Source organism: Bacteroides sp. Ga6A2 (assembly GCF_000702225.1).
Lineage (GTDB): Bacteria > Bacteroidota > Bacteroidia > Bacteroidales > Bacteroidaceae > Ga6A1.
The window spans coordinates 144,648-165,551 of record NZ_KL370873.1 but is presented as its reverse complement, the minus strand read 5'-3'; the positions used below and the strand labels follow the sequence as shown (position 1 = coordinate 165,551).

Genomic DNA, 20,904 nt, shown 5'->3' with positions numbered 1-20,904 from the left:
GTATCTTTGCAACAATTTTTAATTGCATTACGATGGATAAAACTATTATTACTGTTGTCGGTAAAGATACCGTTGGTATCATTGCTAAGGTATGTACTTATCTTGCTGAAAATAAGGTTAATATTTTAGATATTTCACAGACTATCGTGCAAGGCTATTTCAACATGATGATGATTGTAGACATGCAGAAGTCTGAAAAGGTTCACGACGAGATTTCTACCGACCTCAACAAGATTGGCGAGGAACTCGGTGTAATCATCAAGTGCCAGCGCGAGGAGATTTTCAACAAGATGCACCGCATCTGATAATTGCTCAAAAAAAACAGCGAAAATATGATAAATATATACGAAGTTGCAGAAACCAACGCGATGATTGAGCACGAGAATCTCGATGTCCGAACCATCACCATGGGAATCAGTCTGCTTGACTGCTGCGACACCAATCTCGAAAAACTCTGCCGTAACATCAGAGCCAAGATAACATCGCTTGCCAAAGACCTTGTGGCAACTGGCGAGGCTATATCGCGCGAGTACGGCATTCCTATTGTAAACAAGCGAATCTCCATTACACCTATTGCCATTGTAGGAGCAAGCGCCTGCCATTCTCCCGAGGACTATGTGCAGATTGCCGTAACGCTCGACGAGGTGGCTAAGGATATGGGCGTTAACTTCCTTGGCGGATATTCGGCTATCGTGGCAAAGGGAATGACTAAGAGCGACGAACTGTTTATGCGCTCCATTCCCGAGGCTATGGCACGTACCGAGCGCATCTGCTGCTCTGTAAACGTAGGCTCTACAAAGACAGGCATAAACATGGATGCCGTAAAGATAATGGGCGAGATTGTGAAGGCTACAGCCGAGCGCACCAAGGAGAACGACTCGCTGGGATGCGCCAAACTTGTTGTTCTGTGCAACGCGCCCGACGATAATCCGTTTATGGCTGGAGCATTCCACGGAGTGTCTGAGGCTGAGGCTATTATCAACGTGGGCGTTAGCGGTCCGGGAGTGGTTAAGTACGCTCTGGAGCAGATAAAGGATGCCAACTTCGAGGTGCTTTGCGAGACAATCAAGAAGACAGCCTTCAAGATTACACGCGTGGGTCAGCTCGTGGCTCAGGAGGCATCGCGCCGTCTGGGTGTTCCGTTCGGCATCATCGATCTCTCGCTTGCGCCAACTCCGGCGGTGGGCGACAGCGTTGCCGATATCCTCAAAGCCATCGGTCTTGAACATGCCGGCGCGCCGGGTACAACGGCAGCCCTCGCCCTGCTCAACGACCAGGTAAAGAAGGGCGGAGTGATGGCATCGTCGTATGTTGGCGGACTGAGTGGCGCGTTCATCCCTGTGAGCGAAGACCAAGGCATGATTGATGCCGTTGAGGCTGGCGCGCTTACCATCGAGAAGCTCGAAGCCATGACGTGCGTATGCTCGGTAGGACTCGACATGATAGCCATTCCGGGCGACACGCCAGCCACAACAATTAGCGGAATCATTGCCGACGAGGCTGCCATCGGTATGATTAACCAGAAGACAACGGCAGTACGTATAATTCCTGTGATAGGCAAGGGCGTTGGCGAGGAGGTAGACTTTGGCGGTCTGCTCGGACATGCGCCGATAATGCCGGTAAATCGTTTCGACTGCTCGGTATTCGTAAACCGCGGCGGACGAATCCCTGCACCTATCCATAGTTTCAAAAACTGATGATTGAAGAGAAAACAAAACATATTCAGATTGCGGAATACAACTATCCGCTGCCTGACGAGAGGATAGCCAAGTTCCCGCTTGCCGAACGCGACCACTCAAAGCTGCTCGTATACAACAAGGGAGCGGTGAGCCACGACATATTTTACAACCTTCCCAACTATCTGCCAAAAGGCGCGCTGATGGTTTACAACAATACTAAGGTTATTCAGGCACGACTGCACTTTAACAAAGAAACGGGCGCGCTCATCGAGGTGTTCTGCCTCGAACCGATACAGCCCAACGACTATGTGCTGAATTTTCAGCAGACAAAGCATTGCGCATGGCTCTGCCTCGTCGGAAACCTGAAGAAGTGGAAGGAAGGCTCTCTGCGCAAGGAGATTGACGTGAAAGGCAAAAAAATTGTGCTGACTGCCACGCGAGGCGAGATGCACGGCACAAGCCATTGGATTGACTTCGACTGGAACGACGACAGCATAACCTTTGCCGACATTCTCGAAGGCGTGGGCGAACTGCCTATTCCGCCATATCTTAACCGAAAGACCGAGGAGAGCGACAAGAAGACTTATCAGACCGTCTACTCAAAGATAAAGGGAAGCGTGGCTGCCCCAACAGCCGGACTGCACTTTACCGACAAGGTTCTGAAAGATATAGATGCCCACGGCATTGAGCGCGAGGAAGTTACGCTGCACGTCGGCGCAGGCACATTCAAGCCCGTTAAGAGCGAGGAGATTGAGGGGCACGAGATGCACTCCGAATATATCTTCGTTACAAAGCACACCATTGAGCGGCTTCTTGCACACGATGCCAGCGCCATTGCCGTTGGAACGACAAGCGTGCGCACCCTCGAAAGCCTCTACTACATTGGCGTAACGCTACAGAGCAACCCCGATGCGTCGGAAAACGACCTGCACGTGCGCCAGTGGATGCCTTACGAGTATGCCGACAGCGAGCCGAACCCAATATCGGCAAAGCAGGCGTTGCAGAATATCAAGGACTATCTTGACCGCAATGCGCTCGATGCGCTGCACACAAGCACGCAGATTATCATTGCTCCCGGCTACGACTACAAGATAGTAAAGATGCTCGTAACAAACTTCCATCAGCCGCAGAGCACGCTGCTTCTGCTCGTCTCGGCATTCGTAAAGGGCGACTGGCATAAGATTTACGACTATGCCCTTGCCAACGACTTCCGTTTCCTGAGCTATGGCGACAGCTCTCTGCTGATTCCTTAAAAAAAACAGCGGCTTGGGGCAGGCATCTTTGCGTTGCTCCGAGCCGTATATTTCAATAAACTGCAATAATTTTAATTTTAATAAAAATGTACAAGATAAAAAGTGTTATCTTTTTAATTCTGCTAAGTCTTTGCACTACCTTAAAAGCCGAAGAACTTAGCAAGCGGTATTATTACAACCTTGCTTACATGGTAACCCGATTATATGACATCGATGTTGACGACATCAGTTCGGTTAAGTTGATAAAAGGCGGAAAGGTTGAGAGCAACATTACCGACATCAAGCAGATTGGTGAAATCTATCTGCTCGACCCAACCTACGAGAACGATGCTGAGGGCAAGCCTGAGTATCTGCCAAACAGTTACACCTACATCCTTACTTATCGCGAGAACGGCGACACCGAGGGCAAGGAGAAGAGCGAGGGCATTAACAACGGCTACATCTATGTTAATGTTGAGGAGGATGACGGCTTGAATGAGGTAATTCCATGCAAAAAGATAACGCTCATGAATCCGCCTACAACTTTCGAGAGAATGGCGGAGCCGGATGATAATAAGGTAGCGCGCTCGTTTTCGTTCAGCATTCCTGTATTTCAGTATGATGACGATGGCATAATGGCAAGAATGACTGAATTCAAGGAACTGCTGAATCAAAAAGGAGAGGACGGAAAACCTTTGATTGATAAAGGCTTGCGCGATGATTTGCTTACTTTGGAAAATGATGCTTTTGATGATTTTTGTACGGTGTTGTTCTTCGGTAAGAAATTCCCTTATTTGCCATTGGCTGTATTCGGAAATATAGCCTATAATATTGACGATATGTTATTTAAGGGACAGATAGATTACGATACGTCCAAAAGATTTCTGAATATCGTTATTCCAAGTCTAATTGAGGCAAGAAATTATTTTGCCTTGTCTGCCACTTATTATGCATCACTTAACAAGATATTCTACGAAAAAGATAGTGAATTTAAGACTTGCAATATGCTGTATAGTCTGAATCTTGCAAAAACATCAGATATAGAGATGTTTACAGACCTTGAGGAAAACTATAAAAAGTTTGTTCTTGACAATACGAAAGTCGAAACAAAGGAGGATGTTGCTGGTGTTGTGTATTATTCTCTGTTAAAATGGCGAATTCATTCAACAAGAGGGGAAGAAGACAAGGCTAAGGAAGTTATTGATGTTGCAAAGAAGAAACTTCCGGCCGAAGAAGGAAAAATCTTCGATTTACTTATACAACAGAAGGAGAAAATCTCTGGCGAATTGGAAAAACTATTAGAAGAGGAAAAATGAAAAAACTGATATTTACATTTATATATTTGGTGTGCGTGCTAAACATTGCGAACGCACAAGAAGATAGCCGCAGAAATCGCGAGGAGTGGCTTATTATGGAACTTGAATCAAATAGTGTAATAAGATGCTGTAAGGATTCAGTTCGTACATTAGGTTGGTTAATAGATGCCGTTTTGGGTAATGATGAGTCTGAAAAGGTTCGTCTTTCAAACTTGCGTGTTCTGAAACGCGACGAACTTACGGTTATCGACGATGGGAAAAAGATTAATGACTACGACATACTTGCTCCTGTAAAGCAGCCAAAGCGCAAGGAGGACAAGGATATCCGCTTCGACAAGCGTCCGTATTCGATGCTCGTGAAGTGCAACGGACACGACGTGATAATTCATGCCGACAAAGCCGTTGGAATTTACGGAAAAAGTTATTGCCGTAATTTTACAATCGATTATCCTCAGTCTTTAATTGTCGATTCGCTTGAGCAAAATGTGATTTTACATGTTTTGGTTACATACGATTATATAAAACCTGAGAAGATTAACGATGAGATAACGGCAATTGTTGATTCTGTAAACAAGAAAATCAATGCCAAGGCAGACAGCACATTTACCGATGATGAACGTTGTGTTTACCTGTATAGCTACGACGACCCCGAGGCAATGTACAATGAGGCTGTTGAACTTTGTAAAAAAGATCAAAGACTCGATGCTAACGTGTTGCTGAAGAATGCCGACAATATCATTACAAGTAAAATGCTGTCGGGTAAATATGACATGAGTGAGGATAATTTTTTCTTTGCATCAGAAATTAAATATCTTATCGGCTACAATTTGATGGAAACAAAAGTGGGTGGTGCTTTTAAGTATCTCAATTCTGCAAGTAAAATTATTGAACCTCAGTATTTAATAAAGGTCGAAATGGAACTTATAAACTATTTGGTTAATTCTGAAAGTTTCTTGGCATGGAATTTTATTAATTATCATTTGGGGAACTTTGGCGAAAATCCAAAGAAATTCGATGACGACAGCGACAAGGACTTCTACCTCTTCCTTCTCCGCCGAAAGGGCTATTGCCTTATCGAGCGACAGAACTATAAGGAGGCGAAGGCTATGTTCAACAAAGTGCTGTCGTACAACAAAGACGACCAGATGGCAAAGAGCGAACTGAAGTACATCGACGAGTGCGAAAAGAAGATAAAGGAAGATAAAAAGAAGAAATAGAAAACGCTATATTGCTTATTTCTTGATGATTATGCCGGCTGAATGTCAGAAAAAGACATCAGTCAGCATAGTCTTTTTTAACGAAATATTTGTCGGATAAAAGAAAAGTTGTTTACAAATTGTATCGTTTTTCGGGAAAAACTTTGTAATTTTGTTGCCGAAAAAATCGCTACACAAACAAGAATTGCTTGAAATTAAACGTATGAATCTGATTTATAATCTTTTAAAAACAGGGAATACTTAACACTTTTTTTCTGAACTTGACAGATATTTGAAAACAAGTTGCAATGCCTGAAGCATTTAGAAGGTGGAAAAACTTAAAACTTTTGAAAACAAGAATCTTTATTCTTAACATTGTAATGCTGCTTTTTGCAGCTGTCTGTTCTTCTTGTTCGAGCGATGAAAATGAGGATGTTGATTTGGAAGAAAAAGCATGTATAGTTAACTACAATATCTATTGCGACGACCCGGAACAGGACATTTTTGTAGAGGGCTGCACCGAAGATGGCTTTGCACGCAAGGCACACGGCTGCTGGAAACGAGTTGAGTGCGTAAGCGAGCCGGAACGTGTGATTGAGGTTTATTACGCTACCAAGAACAATGGCAAAAAAATGCCCGACATAACCATCGAAGTGCACGTAAACGACAGACAGGCTTACTACAACAAGGTTAATGAGCATTTCAAGACAACACTCAATCTGCGAAAGATAAAGCAGGCCCTGTCTACCGTAAAGTAACGATTTTTTTGCATCTACATTTATAAGCAATTCTTCAGAAATCCTTATCGCCCCAAAAAGCGGTGAGGATTTTTTGTCTGCTAAAACGTTCGGTTTTTCAGCCACAATTTTATACATTTGCCACCAGAAACAAACATGCACTAAAAAATATGAACATCAAACTACAACTGCTGTTGCTTGCCTTGATGCCATTTGCATCGCTCAAAGCACAGTTTGCCTCGGCACCTGCATTTCCGGGAGCCGAAGGATACGGACGATACACCACCGGCGGACGCGGTGGAAAGGTTTATCACGTTACCACCCTCGAGGACTATTGCACCGACCCTCGGTTCAGCAAGGAACACAAGACCGAAGAGCCGATAAAAGGCTCGCTGCGCTATGCCCTGCGCAAGAACGAGGTGCGTACTATCGTCTTCGACGTAGACGGAACTATCGAACTGAAATGTCCGCTGCGCATAACAAAGCCTAACGTTAGTGTGCTGGGGCAGACGGCTCCGGGCGATGGCATCTGCCTGAAGAACTACACCCTTCAGATTGATGCGGGCAACGTTATTGTGCGCTTCATAAGGTGCCGAATGGGCGACGAAGGCATGGTTTACTTCAACAAGAAAGGAGAGCCGTCGGTAGAGCATTTCGAAAACGATGCCATGAACGCCTGCAGTATGTGGAAAAGCAACAATAACATCATCATAGACCATTGCTCAATGTCGTGGAGCACCGACGAGTGCGGCTCGTTCTACGGAAATCGCTTCTTCACGCTGCAATGGTGCATCTTGTCCGAGTCTCTGCGCAATTCGAGCCACAAGAAAGGTCGCCACGGCTTCGGAGGCATCTGGGGTGGCGACTGTGCATCGTTCCACCATAATCTTATAGCGCATCACGACTCGCGCAACCCTCGGTTCGACCACGGTTTTGTATCTACTCTTGCCGGTCCGGTAGACTGCGTCAACAACGTCGTTTACAACTGGGGAGGTATGAGCGCGTATGGCGGAGAGAACCGCAAGGGCTTCGGCATCAAGACGTTCAATATGATTAACAACTATTACAAGCCCGGCACATTCACGCGCGATTCAACCCGTCATTCGGGCATCATGCTCAGTCCTACAACCCAATGCAGCAACTGCAACCACCAAGATGCCAACGACATCGTTCCGGGACGCTTCTATCTTAGCGGAAACATGATTGACGGCGCAGTGGCAAAGGTCGATGGCAATCTTGTACGCCCCGACAAGAACTGTACGTTCGGCGAGTTCGCATCGAAGTATATGATAAAGAAACGCCTCGTTTCTGATACGCTCGACTTCCGGAAATTCAACTTCATAACTCTTCATTCTGCTTCCGTGGCTCTCGACCGTGTGGCGGCTACGGCTGGCGCATCAAAGAGCCGCGATGCCGTTGATGCTCGCGTGTGCGGCGATGTGCTTAACGGAACAGTTTCGGGCTACGGACATAAATATCACACTCCGGGACTAATCGACTCGCAGAACGATGTTGGCGGATGGCCTGTGCTCAGACAGGGCGATGCTATGCCCGATACCGACGGCGACGGCATTCCCGACGAGTGGGAGCAGCGCAACGGTCTGAAGGTGGGCGAGGACAACTCAAAGACCTACACGCTCGACAAGAAGCGTTTCTACACCGATTTGGAAGTCTATGCCAACAGTATTGTAGAGCACATAGTAAAGTCCGAGCGCGCCGGCACAAAGACAACTTTCAAGGAGTATTTTCCTGAGAGCAAATAGAAAAAGCCTTCGTTAAGAAGGCTTTTTTGTTGGCGAAGAAGTATTTTGTAGATTTTTGTTTGCCTTTATTTGCAAAAATATTTAATTTTGCGCATTGCGTCTTGGCTTAAAAACAGACGCATAATGTTACTAATTAAAAATTGTTTTAAGAAACAGAAATAAATTTATAACTAACATATTATTAATCATAGCGTTTGCTATTTATTCGGTATTGCTTCGAAACCTAGGAAATTTTGAAATGCAACAATTGCGAATAAGTCTGCGAACGTCTGCGCATAGCGTGGACGTAGACTTATCAATTGTTGCGGGCAATTCCTAGGGCCTCGAAGCGTGGATAAGATTATCGTCCGCGCTTATTTTGTGCCCTTTCGTGAGTTGTCCGCAAGCCTGAAGATAAGCAATCGCAGAAATGTAAATGTCAGATGGCAAATTATGATTTTCAAGAATCTTTACTTGAAAATTACACGTTGCGTGAAGCTGTTGTACAATATGGTGATTGTATAATTCCACAGTGGCGAAGTGTAATATATAGCAAACCGTTTAAACTGGAGAGTCGCAGGTATATTGGTTGTAAAGCAAAATTAGTCGATTGGATTTTCGACCATATTCAAGAAGAAACGCATGAAGTTCATACTTTTTGTGATATTTTTGCAGGAACAGGCTCGATTTCTAATAAGGCTGTTGGATTATATGATTCTGTAATAATAAACGATTTCCTTTATTCCAACAATGTGCTTTATACGGCTTTTTTCGATGATGCAAAGTGGAATAAGGATAAAATAATCAGTTATTTAGATGCGTTTAACAACATTGATCCAAATGTTATTAAACACAATTATTTTTCTGAAAATTACGGAGATAGATATTTTGATATGACCTCAGCTAAAATTATTGGTCATATTCGTGAAATAATAGAAGATATAAAGTCTACACTGACCTATAAGGAGTATTGTATCTTATTAGCATCACTAATTTATAGTATTGATCGTATCTCCAATACTATTGGACATTATGAAGCATATATAAAGAAAGCAATTACTCCTAAGAAGTTGATATTGCGTCCGATTGAAGCGCAAGCGTATTCTGGTGTTGAGATAAAAAGAGATGATGCAAATCATCTTGCTCGTAAAATAAAGACGGATGTGGTTTATCTGGATCCGCCTTATAATTCTCGTCAATATAGCCGTTTTTATCATTTGTATGAGGTCTTGGTAAAATGGGATAAGCCCCAATTGATAGGTGAGGCTCGTAAACCCAAAGAAGAAAATATGAGTGATTATTGTCGAGTAAAGGCTTTGGAGAAATTTACTGATTTGGTCGCAAATATTGACACTCGTTATATTGTTGTGTCATATAACAATACATATAAATCAAAAAGTACGTCTTCTGAAAATAAAATCAAATTAGAGCAAATAGAGAAAGTTCTTGCCTTATGTGGTAAGACTAAGGTCTTTTCACATTCACATAGTCCATTCAATGCAGGAAAGACAGAGTTTGATGATCATAAAGAATATTTGTTTATAACCGAAGTTGACAATGAAAAACGGAATAGTGCGTTCGCCTCTCTTCTATGTAGGTGATAAATATAAATTGATGGAAGAGATCGGAAAGTATATTCCCAAACAAATATCTCGTTTCGTCGAACCTTTTGTAGGTGGTGGTTCTGTGTTTATGAACGTAGAGGCTGATGAATTTTTGCTGAATGATATTGATGCTAATATTATAGCAATACATAAGATGCTTTGCGGATATGCATCGGATAGACAAGAATTCTACAAACAAGTTGATACAATCGTTGAACAATATTGTCTTTCTTGTTCGTATAAGAAAGACATTGTTCCTAGTGAGCTAAAAAAGGAGTTTGTAAAGACATATTATGCAAGGTTTAATAAGTTGGGTTATGAAAGAATGCGCTCTGATTATAACAAATCTTCAGAACGAAGTGTTTTTATGCTTTATATGTTGTTGATTTATGGTTTCAACCGAATGATTCGATTCAATAGGTCTGGTGATTTTAATTTGCCTGTTGGAAATGTTGATTTGAATCAAAATACAATAAAGGCGTTGAACGACTATTTCAAATTGACAACTATAAAAAAGCCTCAATGGTTCAATCTGGATTTTGAGAAATTTATCGATAGTATTGAACTTAGTGCTAATGATTTGGTTTATTTGGATCCTCCTTATTTGATAACATTTAGTGAGTATAATAAATATTGGAATGAAGAAACAGAGAAACGTTTGTTGTCAATGCTTAATGGGTTGAATGACAAAGGAATACGTTTTGCAATATCTAATGTTACTCGCTATAAGGGAAGGGAAAATCAGTTGTTTCTTGATTGGTCGCAAAATTATCATTCTCATTCGATTAAGAGTAATTATATCAGTTATCATGATAACACCAACAAAACATTCACGGAAGTTTTAGTTACAAATTATTGACATTATGGCAAAACCTGAATATAAACCATTGCTTTATACAACAACGATGCGTAATCCTGAACGCTTAAAGTTTATGTTGTATATACTTGCAAAATTCAAAGGGCAAATTTTGGACGACAATTTGGCAACTAAAATTGTCGGCGAAACAATACGTTATGGGTTATATCGCCCGATGAAGCAGAGCGAATCGGTGAAAAGTAAGTGGGTTTCTACTCCAAATGGAGTTTTTAGTGAATATATCTTAACCGACGAAGAGGTTAATTACATGCTTCAGCACAATCCACAACAGCATAAAGAAGCTGGTTTTGCAAAAGGTTTTCCTTCGCGTTTTGCCACAATTTATGATTTGACGAAAGAATTAGGATTTGCATATTTTGCACCTCAAAAGTTAATAGTCATATCTGAATTGGGCGAACATTTATTGAAATCAATAGATGTAAATGTTACTGATAATGAGATTATTTATGAATTTGTTCAACCAGAATATGAGCAGCAAGTTTTTTTGCAAGCGATGGCGAAATCACAACGAAAGAACCCATTTGTTCGTGTTTTGAATGATAACATTCCATTGATTCTTCTTTTGCAAACAATAACGTTGTTAAATGCGGATCCAAAACAAAATGGTGCTGGTATTTCTCGACGCGAATTGCCGTTATTGATATTTTGGAAAGACAATGATGCCAACACTTTGTATCATAGAATTGTAAAATTACGAGATGATTTTGGATATACCCCGAGCGATGAAGTCATAATTGATATATGTGTCGATGAGATAATGGAGGGTAAATATAAAAAGTTTGACCCGAAATCAATAATTGTTGATTACCCTGATGAGTTTATTCGTAAGATGAGAATTACAGGCTTGATTTCATTGCGTGGTGCTGGGCGTTTTATTGATATAAATAAGAATGAGTTAGACAAAGTTGAATATGTCATAAAGCAATATGCTAATTATACACATTTTACCGAAGAATGGGAATATTTTAATCATATTGCTACGCTTGATAAAAATCTTATTCAAATAAAGAGTAAAACTGTTAATGCAACAAATGCAGAAAAGTTACTGACAAATTGGCTCAATCAATATGCATGGGAAACAATAAAGAAAGAATTAGCAATTCTTGCATCTAATGGAACAAGCAAAGATTCTGTTTTGAAGTTGATTGCTGCTCCCACCAGATTGGAATTTTTGACGGCTTTAGCTATAAAGTCGAAAATTCCAAATGTTCATGTTTTTCCTAATTATAGTTGCGATGATGAAGGTTTGCCAACATCGACAGCAGGTGGAAATAAAGGGGATATAGAATGCTATGAGCAGCAAAAAGGCATTTTGGTAGAAGTTACAATGGCAACAGGACGCCAACAAACAATGATGGAAGTTTGGCCTATAGAGCGTCATTTGACAGATTTCCAGAAAGACAGAACTGCTCAATGTATGTTTGTTGCTCCCAAAATATTTAGTGATAGTTTAAGACAAATAGAATTTGTTAGTTATATGTCGAACGGAAAAAAGGAAATCAGACCCTATGCCATAAATGACTTTGTCAAATTCTTGGAAAATGCACATAATCTTTATAAAGAATGATATTGTAGAATTTACATCGATTCGGTATAAGTTCAATAATGTTCCTATTTTGGCAACGTGGCTTTTGAAAGCCTACCGATTGTCAATGGATTGTATTCTTTTGTTAAATAATGAAAAACTTGTGCTGACCTCGCGTTGAATTTCTATAACCGTGAATAAGAATCGGCTCAAAAAACGCGATTTTTGAGCCGATTCTGTCTGAATAATACCGAAGGAATCCCGAACCTTTCGGCTTGCTACCCCGAACCTTGAACGTATCTTGAACGTACCTTCCCCGTAGCTACCCCGTTCCTACCCCGTACCTTCCGGCTTATTTGAAGCATACTTGAACGTAAGTTGCGGCTTGTAAAATGCTACCTTCTGGCTTTCTATTCTCTCTAAGTTCCCATTGTCAATTGTCAAATATCAATTAAAAGGATTTTCAATTTTCAAGAGATATTGTCAATTGTCCATTGTCAATTGTGAATTAAAAGGATTCGCAATTTTCAAGAGACATAGTCAACTGTGAATTGTTTTAGATTTCTCAACCTTCAACTTTCAACAAAAAAACTCCTCCCTCGCAGAAAGCGTCTGCAAAGGAGGAGTTTCTTATGTTGTAATATCTCCGATATTTACATTTTTGCCATTGCCTGTTCAAGGTCGGCAATGATGTCGTTTACATCCTCAATACCTACCGACAGACGGATAAGGTCTGGTGCTACGCCTGCCTCCATAAGCTGCTCGTCGCTAAGCTGACGGTGAGTGTGGCTGGCTGGGTGCAGAACGCATGTGCGGGCATCGGCAACATGAGTAACGATGCTGATGAAGTCGAGGTTATCCATAAACTTGATGGCATCCTCGCGAGTGCCCTTCAGACCGAAGGCAATAACGCCGCATGAGCCGTTTGGCAAGTACTTCTCGGCAAGAGCGTGGTTCTTGTTGCTCTTCAGTCCGCAGTAGTTAACCCAGTTAACCTTCGGATTCTTCTCGAGCCATTCAGCCACCTTCTGTGCGTTCTCGCAGTGGCGAGGCATACGCAGGTGAAGAGTCTCAAGACCGAGATTCAGCAAGAATGAGTTCTGCGGAGCAGGGATTGAGCCAAGGTCGCGCATAAGCTGGCTAACCAGTTTGGTCATGTAAGCCATCTTGCCGAAAGCCTTTGTGTATGTCAGACCGTGGTAGCTCTCGTCTGGAGTTGTCAGACCCGGGAACTTGTCGGCATACTTCTCCCAGTCGAAGTTACCGCTGTCGACGATTGCGCCGCCCACTTGAGTGGCATGACCGTCCATGTATTTTGTTGTTGAGTGAGTAACGATGTCGCAGCCCCACTCAAAAGGACGGCAGTTGATAGGTGTTGCGAAAGTATTGTCTACCACCAGCGGAACGCCGTGCTTGTGAGCCATCTTGGCAAAGCGCTCGATGTCGAACACGTTTCCGCCCGGGTTAGAGATTGTCTCGCCGAAGAAACACTTGGTGTTTGGGCGGAATTCCTTCTCGATGCGCTCGTCGTCCCACTCAGGGTCAACAAAAGTACATTCAATGCCCAGTTTCTTCATTGTAACGCCAAACAGGTTGTATGTTCCGCCGTAGATAGTGTTGCTTGTTATGAAGTGGTCGCCTGCCTGACAGATGTTGAATATAGCGTAGAAGTTGGCTGCCTGGCCGCTTGATGTAAGCATTGCGCCCACGCCGCCCTCAAGAGCAGCAATCTTCTTTGCCACCGCGTCGTTTGTAGGGTTGGCAAGACGTGTGTAGAAGTAGCCCTCATCCTTCAGGTCGAACAGGCGTGCCATCTGGTCGCTGGTGTCGTACTTGAACGTAGTGCTCTGGTAGATAGGCAACTGCTGAGGCTCGCCCTTTGTTGGCTTCCATCCGCCGTGAATGCAGACTGTTCCTAAATTTTTCTTCATTATAAATTTGTGCTTTAATTGTTTTGGTTATTAATCGTGGGTGCAAAAGTAATGAAATATTTCTTAACTGCTTGTTGTTGTGACAGAATTTAAATACTTTTGCAGCAAATAAAATAATTTTAAATGACAGACAATTCAGAGGAGATGTTTCCCGTTGTAGATGAAGACGGAAACATACTAAGTGCCGCTACGCGAGGCGAATGTCATGGCGGCAGCATGATGCTTCATCCCGTTGTGCATCTGCATGTTTTTAACAGCAAGGGCGAGCTGTATCTTCAGCACAGACCGTCGTGGAAAGACATCCAGCCCGACAAGTGGGACACTGCCACCGGCGGACACATTGACCTTGGCGAGTGCGTTGAGGATGCGCTGAAGCGCGAGGTGCGCGAAGAACTCGGCATAACCGATTTCAAGCCCGAGAAGATGGACAAGTACGTCTTTCAGTCTGCCCGCGAGAAGGAACTCGTATATGTCCACAAAACCGTTTACGACGGCGAGATAAAGCCGAGCAAGGACGAGCTCGACGGCGGCAGATTCTGGACTCTCGACGAGATTCAGGAGAATCTGGGAAAAGACGTGTTCACACCCAATTTTGAGAACGAATTCAAGAAGTATTTTATAAAGCAAGACTGATATGAAAATAGGAGACAAAGTGCGCTTCCTTCTCGAGAAGGGCGGAGGCAAAGTGGCAGGATTTCAGGGCAAGGACATCGTCCTTGTCGAGGACGAAGACGGATTCGAGATTCCGATGCCCGTGAAGCAGTGCGTGGTGGTTGATACAAACGAATACAATATTGCCAAGGTTCACACGCTCGACGAGGACAAGAAACCGAAGATTGCCGAGCCTGTCGATACCGACGAGGTAGACATAGACAAGCCGATAACATACAAGCGACGCGTTGAGGAGCGAAAGGACGGCAACAAGGTAAACGTGTTCCTTGCCTATGTTCCGAAGGACATCAAGATGCTTACAAATACCACATTCGATGCTTATATAGTTAACGATTGCAACTATTATATCTTCTACACATATCTGTGCGGCGAGGGTAACAGCTGGCGACTACATTCGCAGGGCGTTCTTGAGCCAAACTCTAAGATACAGATGGAGGAGTTCGGACTGGCGCAGCTGAACGAGATGAGTCAGGTGGCTGTTCAGTTCGTTGCCTACAAGGAAGACCGCAGCTTCATGCTTAAGCCGGCAGCAACCGTTCAGGTGCGCATCAACCTACAGAACTTCTACAAGATGCACACGTTCGAGGAGAGCATGTTCTTTACCGAGCCTGCCCTAATCTACGACATCGTCAAGGACGATGTGATTCAGAAAACCGTATATGCCAATGCCGACGACATCAAGGAGGCTCTGCTTACAAAGAAGACAACCGAGACTGACAACGGCTACAAGATTAAGCACGAGAAGAAAGAGGACAAGAACGCTCCGCTTGAGGTTGACTTGCACATCGACTCGCTGCTCGACAATACTGCCAACATGACGAACGGCGAGATTCTTGAATATCAGCTAAAGGTGTTCCGCGAGACGATGGACAAGCATCTGAAGCAGAAAGGCAAGAAAATCGTCTTCATTCACGGAAAGGGCGAGGGCGTGCTCCGTCGCGCCGTAGAAAAGGAACTGAAGCACAAGTACAAGGGCTGCACATTCCAAGATGCAAGTTTTCAGCAGTACGGCTTCGGCGCTACAATGGTAACAATCTAACAATCAGAACGGTATGAAATTTATTTCGTGGAACGTAAACGGACTTCGCGCCTGCATAACAAAGGGCTTCGAAGATATTTTCAAGGAACTCGACGCCGATTTCTTCTGCCTTCAGGAAACGAAGATGCAGGCAGGGCAGTGCGACTTCAGTCCCGAGGGCTACGAGGCCTTCTTCAACTATGCCGACAAGAAGGGCTACAGCGGCACGGCTATTTTCACCAAGCACAAGCCGCTTAGCGTTACCAACGGCATAGGCATTGACGAGCACGACCATGAGGGGCGCGTAATAACCCTCGAGATGTCCGACTTCTTTCTCGTAACCGTCTACACGCCAAACAGTCAGGACGAGTTGAAACGCCTCGACTATCGCATGAGGTGGGAGGACGATTTTCAGGCCTATCTCAAGAAACTCGATGCGCAGAAGCCCGTAATCGTGTGTGGCGATATGAACGTGGCTCATCAGGAGATTGACATCAAGAACCCGAAGACAAACCGACGCAATGCCGGCTTCACCGACGAGGAGCGCGAGAAGTTCGGCTCGCTGCTGTCTAAGGGCTTTACCGATACGTTCAGATTCAAGCATCCCGACGAGGTTACTTATTCGTGGTGGTCGTACCGCTTCCGCGCTCGCGAGAAGAACGCGGGATGGCGCATAGACTACTTCGTAACATCCGAGCGGCTGAACGACAAAATTAAGGAGGCTAAGATACATACGCAGATAATGGGCAGCGACCATTGTCCGGTTGAACTCGAACTATAATTGCTTTTTATATAAATTCAGGTAAATTTTTATGAAACATGTTTTTCTACTGATTGCCGCTCTTCTGCTCGGTCGCGAGGCCAATGCAGAAAACATAGGTCAGAGCGAGGCTCTGCAAAAGGCAAAGGCTTTCTTGCAGCAGAGAAATAAGTCGGTGAGTCAGGATAACAAGACTACACGACAAACGTCAGACGAGCAGCCTTACTACGCTTTCAATGCAACCGATGGCGGCTTTGTAATCGTGAGCGGAAGCGACCGCACCGATGCCGTGATTGGATATTCCGACAGCGGAACGTTCGACGAGGACAATATGCCGTCAAACCTAAAGGCGTGGCTCGATGAGTACAAACGTCAGATTGAGTATGTCGAGGCTAACAAAATCGATGCCGTTAGCAAGCAGACGCGTGCAGCGTCGATGGCTGCCATACAGCCGCTTGTAAAGACAACGTGGGGGCAGAACTCGCCATTCAACGATCTCTGTCCGTCGGTAAAGGTAAGCGGCGAGAAGCAGACGTGCCCTACAGGATGTGTGGCAACGGCGATGGCTCAGATTCTTAAATATCACGAGTGGCCGCAGAACATGTCGGCTCTGCCAGCCTACACAACCAAGACAAGAAAGATCTCGATGCCAGCCCTCAGCGCAACTACGTTCGACTGGAGTAACATGGCAAACAGTTACGCTGGCACAACAACAGTTGCCCAGCAGAATGCCGTTGCCAAACTGATGCTATATTGCGGTCAGTCGGTAGAGATGGACTATCAGCCCAATGCTTCGGGCACAAATGTTTTCTCTTCAACATTTACAGAATATTTCAACTACGATGAGGCAACGGCTTTCGATGCCTCTCGCGATTTCTACACAACATCAGAGTGGGAGAGTCTGCTTTATGGCGAATTGAGCAAAGGACGGCCGCTATACTATGCCGGAGGCGTGTATAACGGTGATGGACACGCCTTTATTTGCGACGGATACGATGGCAACGGATACTGGCACATTAACTGGGGCTGGAACGGTTCTTCCGACGGATATTTCAAACTGTCTGTAATGAATCCCGAAAATCAGGGAACAGGCGGCTCTTCTGCTTCCGAGGGATATACGATGTCGCAATATGTTGTTGGCGGATTGCAGCCTAACAAAAACGGTGTAAACAGTCAGGCTCTCAGGGCTACGGCATATTCTATTAGTCTTCAGGGCAGCAATGTATTCACCCGCTCGTCAAAATCAAGCGATTTTAAGAATATAAAGGTTGAGTATCAACTTGCAAACTGGACAGGGCAGGACTTCCTCTTGGAGCATGGACTGGCCTTGTACAAGGACGGTGTTTTTGTAAAGAATATCTACACCAGTTCAAAGAATATCAGTTTCGAGAATAATTATTATTATACCATACCTGTTACATTCAGTATGGGTGCCGGCTTGTCTGACGGAACATATTCGATAAGGAGCATAAGCCGACAATACGGAAGTTCGGAATGGCTTCTCTGCCACAACGGAGTTGCTTGCGATATAACTGCGGTAATCTCGAACGGTACTGTGCTTACGCTTAAAGCCTCAAACAGCACGTCGGAAACAGGTATGAGTTGCAAGGTAAATAGCGTGCAGTATGGCGGCAAACTCAGAGCCAACGGAGCAACCACTATAACAGCCAATATAACAAACACCAGCAAAGTAAATGTTTGCGACTTGTATGTGTTTATTGATGACGTTTTGTCGGCAGGAAACACGGCTATGGTCGATGCAAACTGCTCGGGTGATGTAGAGTTCCACTTCATGCCTACAACGTCGGGTAAGAAAACCGTTAAGATTGCTCTCGACAGCAAGTGTGAGACTGTTGTCTATACTGGCTCTGTTACAATTTCGGCAGACTATGCTGTATCTCTGTCTATGGGAACAATTACCGTGACAAAGAGCATCGGCAGCACTTTCGACTTTACTATCTCGGCTAAGAATATAGGCTTGAACAAGTACGACAATAATATTCTGGCTAATATCTTTAGGGCTGAAGATGCCTCTTATGTGACATCGCAGTCGAGAGACGCCCAGATTGCCGTAGGTTCAACAGGTAAGGCTAATTTCTCTATCGAGAATCTGCCTTCGGGAAAGTATATAGTTCAGGCATTTTATTATTCAAAAGGTAAGGAAGTCATATTGTGTACAGAATATGGTCTGGATTTCACTTATTCGGCAGCAACCGCTGTTTCTGAGGTTGAGGCTGAGACTGCTGGCAAGAAGGTCGATGTCTTTACCGTAGGCGGAGTGAAAGTCCGCTCACAGGTCGATGCCGATGAGGCTACAGACAATCTGCCGTCGGGCATCTATCTTATTGGCGGAAAGAAGGTTTACGTTAAATAAATGAAAGTTGAAAATTGAAAGTTGAAAAGAGTCTGTTTTTTTCAACTTTCAATTTTTAATTTTCAACTTAAAGCAATGATTCCGCTAATCGCAATATAAACATAAACTATCTTTTTAAGCACATCTATTGGCAGACGGTTGAATACCAGAGTGCCAATCCACGTTCCCACAAAGACAGCCGGCAGGGCGTAGCACCAAGCCACTCCCACAGCCTCGGTAACAAAGCCGTTGCTGGCGCGGAAGACCGTCATCATCACGTTGCCGATGAAGAAATATGCCTGACTTATGCCAATGTACTCCTCCTTAGTCTTCTCCGACGACAGAAAATAAAGCACCGCCGGAGGTCCTTGCATGGCAAAGAATCCGCCCATCAGTCCCGATATTGTTCCCATGCCAATTTGCGTCGGAACGGTTGGCTTAACCTTTATCTTCTGGCTGAAAAAGAAGAAGTAGATGCTGACCGCAATGAGCGTTACGCCCAGAATCCTTTTCAGCATCACGTCGTTTATCGACGAAACGAACATCACGGCAAAGTACGATACTATGACGAAGGTTGTGAGTATCGGAATGAGCCTTTTCCAGCAGATGTGCCGCCTCATTCTTACAGCCACAAAAAGCGACTGCATCAGAGCCAACATTCCCGACAGAGCCGTTGCCTCGCCATACGATGGCATTAGTTGCGGAAGCATTGTCATTATGAATATACCGAAGCCGAATCCGCTAACTCTTTGTACAAAGCTTGCTCCCATGCAGAACAGGACAAGCATAAGAATTGTTGTCGTCGTCATTTTTTTATCCCGAAAGGCTCTCCTTTTGCCCCGAATTGTTTTTTTGTTGATTGTCGGCTGCAAAGTTACTTATTTTGTCGGCTTCGGTTGCCGAAAGAACATGAAAATCTTTTCCTTTTGTTGATAATGTAATAATAATGCACCCGACTGAAAAAATATGGATAAAGTTGCAGAAGGAAACGAACCTAAGAAATGAATAAAAATATAATATAAATTATCTTTTTGTCAAGAAATACCAAAATTATGCGTTAATTTGTAATTTTTTATGCGCTGATATTATAAATTTTGTATATTTGCACTTATGAAAATACATTCTTCGATGTTGTTGCGAGAGCAATGCCATGCGCAGTAATGTATTTTCTTGCAAATATAAGAGAAAATAGCTTGATTATTAACTGAATTATTTTTTGAGATGAAGAATTTATTGAAACTCGTCTGCTATATCTGCCTTTTTGCGGCATTTTGCAGATATGTAAGCTCGTGCGACAAAAAGCCAGCCGAGACGGTTGTGGCTGCATCCGACAGCCTGTCTGCTGCCGATTCGCTATGTATCAACAGCCAGCCAAAGAGCATCGTCTACAATCTTCCTTGCCGTGTTACCGACATTAACCCGCAGAAGGAAGGCAAGGCTCTGCTCGTGTTCTTTCTGCACGGCGGATGCAAGGAACACAAACTCGACAATATTCTCGACACAAAGGGCAACCACTTGATGTGGGAATCGGCCAACGACTCTATAAAGAACTATCTCGGCAAGAAAGGCATAAAGGCGGTTGTAGTAGAGCCTGTATGCAGCAAGGCTGACAGTTGGGCAGGCCATGCCGCCGACATCAAGCAGATTGCCGACGATTACGTTGCAAGCGGCATTGCCGATGCCAGCAGAATATACATAACCGGCACTTCTGACGGCGGGGTAGGCGTGTTCGATATTGTAAACAGATATCCCGATGTGTTTGCGGCTGGCATTTCGGTTGGTTGCAGCAAGAGGGATGCCGCTGTTCCGGTGGCTCACTCGGCAGAGCACAGCGGCAAGAACTTTGACTACATGCACCGAACCGAGGCTCTCGACTCGCTCTTTGCAAATGTCAGGAAATAAAATATTTGTGTTTAATTCGTAATACAAGAAATAAGTTTTTTTTAGCCGCAAAAAGCAGATTACCATTTGCGGAAACCTGCTTTTTGTATGTTTGTTTCTGAAAATGTTTTATCATTTCAGAATGAGATATTGTTTTTATTTTTTAGCCGTAAAATATCCCGGATTAGCCTTTCCGCTGTCTATTTTTGCACGTGTTTTATCTGTTACTTCCGGATTGAACTTTGTTCCTTTGCCTCGTAACGAACAATTTCGTCAGAAATTGTTCGTACGTCCAAGGTACGTCCAAGGTACGTCCAAGGTACGTCCAAGGTACGTCCAAGGTACGTCCAAGGTACGTCCAAGGTACGTCCAAGGTACGTC

Annotated in this window: 17 protein-coding genes; 15 read left to right on the top strand and 2 right to left on the bottom strand. The window is 44.0% G+C overall.

Going from position 1 to position 20,904, the window contains the following annotated elements; translation table 11 throughout:
• Nucleotides 1–32 precede the first annotated feature (32 nt).
• The 10 genes from T538_RS0115475 to T538_RS0115430 all read left to right on the top strand — a co-directional run bounded on the left by T538_RS0115475 (nucleotide 33) and on the right by T538_RS0115430 (nucleotide 11,950).
• Entirely contained in the window at nucleotides 33–305 is a 273-nt protein-coding gene (locus tag T538_RS0115475) for an ACT domain-containing protein (RefSeq protein WP_031535010.1), read from the top strand.
• Between the two features lie 27 nt (nucleotides 306–332).
• Complete coding sequence (locus T538_RS0115470; RefSeq protein ID WP_031535013.1) at nucleotides 333–1,697, top strand: PFL family protein; 1,365 nt, start codon at nucleotides 333–335, stop codon at nucleotides 1,695–1,697.
• Nucleotides 1,698–1,699: 2 nt separating this feature from the next.
• A complete protein-coding gene (locus tag T538_RS0115465) occupies nucleotides 1,700–2,932 on the top strand; it encodes an S-adenosylmethionine:tRNA ribosyltransferase-isomerase (RefSeq protein WP_031535015.1) in 1,233 nt (410 codons plus the stop codon).
• Nucleotides 2,933–3,018: 86 nt separating this feature from the next.
• The gene (locus T538_RS0115460) at nucleotides 3,019–4,227 is read left to right on the top strand and encodes a hypothetical protein (RefSeq protein WP_031541529.1); all 1,209 of its coding nucleotides are present in this window, start codon (nucleotides 3,019–3,021) and stop codon (nucleotides 4,225–4,227) included.
• Complete coding sequence (locus T538_RS0115455; RefSeq protein WP_031535019.1) at nucleotides 4,224–5,444, top strand: hypothetical protein; 1,221 nt, start codon at nucleotides 4,224–4,226, stop codon at nucleotides 5,442–5,444. The genes T538_RS0115460 and T538_RS0115455 overlap by 4 nt, the downstream gene beginning before the upstream one ends.
• 326 nt (nucleotides 5,445–5,770) lie before the next feature.
• On the top strand, nucleotides 5,771–6,181 hold the full coding sequence (locus T538_RS0115450) for a hypothetical protein (RefSeq protein ID WP_031535021.1): 411 nt from the start codon (nucleotides 5,771–5,773) through the stop codon (nucleotides 6,179–6,181).
• A gap of 149 nt (nucleotides 6,182–6,330) precedes the next feature.
• Nucleotides 6,331–7,923 carry a hypothetical protein gene (locus T538_RS0115445; RefSeq protein ID WP_051656178.1) on the top strand — a complete coding sequence of 531 codons (1,593 nt, stop codon included), beginning with the start codon at nucleotides 6,331–6,333 and terminating at the stop codon, nucleotides 7,921–7,923.
• Between the two features lie 422 nt (nucleotides 7,924–8,345).
• Nucleotides 8,346–9,503: a DNA adenine methylase gene (locus T538_RS0115440; RefSeq protein WP_081835018.1), complete on the top strand. Its 1,158-nt coding sequence runs from the start codon at nucleotides 8,346–8,348 to the stop codon at nucleotides 9,501–9,503.
• Nucleotides 9,460–10,365, top strand: coding sequence for a DNA adenine methylase (locus T538_RS0115435; RefSeq protein ID WP_031535027.1), 906 nt, complete (start codon nucleotides 9,460–9,462; stop codon nucleotides 10,363–10,365). The genes T538_RS0115440 and T538_RS0115435 overlap by 44 nt, the downstream gene beginning before the upstream one ends.
• A 4-nt stretch (nucleotides 10,366–10,369) precedes the next feature.
• On the top strand, nucleotides 10,370–11,950 hold the full coding sequence (locus T538_RS0115430; protein WP_031535029.1) for an AlwI family type II restriction endonuclease: 1,581 nt from the start codon (nucleotides 10,370–10,372) through the stop codon (nucleotides 11,948–11,950).
• Between the two features lie 611 nt (nucleotides 11,951–12,561).
• Here T538_RS0115430 and T538_RS0115425 read toward each other — a convergent pair.
• Nucleotides 12,562–13,839 carry an O-acetylhomoserine aminocarboxypropyltransferase/cysteine synthase family protein gene (locus T538_RS0115425; RefSeq protein WP_031535032.1) on the bottom strand — a complete coding sequence of 426 codons (1,278 nt, stop codon included), beginning with the start codon at nucleotides 13,837–13,839 and terminating at the stop codon, nucleotides 12,562–12,564.
• 123 nt (nucleotides 13,840–13,962) lie between these two features.
• Between T538_RS0115425 and T538_RS0115420 the strand changes: the two genes are divergently transcribed.
• The 4 genes from T538_RS0115420 to T538_RS0115405 are packed head-to-tail and all read left to right on the top strand — an operon-like array spanning nucleotide 13,963 to nucleotide 18,663.
• A complete protein-coding gene (locus tag T538_RS0115420) occupies nucleotides 13,963–14,472 on the top strand; it encodes an NUDIX hydrolase (RefSeq protein ID WP_031535033.1) in 510 nt (169 codons plus the stop codon).
• A gap of 1 nt (nucleotide 14,473) precedes the next feature.
• Entirely contained in the window at nucleotides 14,474–15,550 is a 1,077-nt protein-coding gene (locus tag T538_RS0115415) for a DUF2027 domain-containing protein (RefSeq protein ID WP_031535035.1), read from the top strand.
• A 13-nt stretch (nucleotides 15,551–15,563) separates the two neighbouring features.
• Nucleotides 15,564–16,310 (top strand): exodeoxyribonuclease III, encoded by a 747-nt coding sequence (locus T538_RS0115410; protein ID WP_031535037.1) that lies wholly within the window; start codon nucleotides 15,564–15,566, stop codon nucleotides 16,308–16,310.
• A 31-nt stretch (nucleotides 16,311–16,341) separates the two neighbouring features.
• Nucleotides 16,342–18,663, top strand: coding sequence for a C10 family peptidase (locus tag T538_RS0115405; RefSeq protein WP_031535039.1), 2,322 nt, complete (start codon nucleotides 16,342–16,344; stop codon nucleotides 18,661–18,663).
• Nucleotides 18,664–18,725: 62 nt separating this feature from the next.
• On the opposite strand, the gene T538_RS0115400 is transcribed toward T538_RS0115405, so the two are convergent.
• Nucleotides 18,726–19,451, bottom strand: a complete 726-nt coding sequence (locus T538_RS0115400; protein ID WP_031535041.1) for a sulfite exporter TauE/SafE family protein — start codon at nucleotides 19,449–19,451, stop codon at nucleotides 18,726–18,728.
• Nucleotides 19,452–19,863: 412 nt separating this feature from the next.
• Between T538_RS0115400 and T538_RS0115395 the strand changes: the two genes are divergently transcribed.
• Nucleotides 19,864–20,544 carry a prolyl oligopeptidase family serine peptidase gene (locus tag T538_RS0115395; RefSeq protein WP_031541524.1) on the top strand — a complete coding sequence of 227 codons (681 nt, stop codon included), beginning with the start codon at nucleotides 19,864–19,866 and terminating at the stop codon, nucleotides 20,542–20,544.
• The last annotated feature ends 360 nt before the right edge of the window (nucleotides 20,545–20,904 follow it).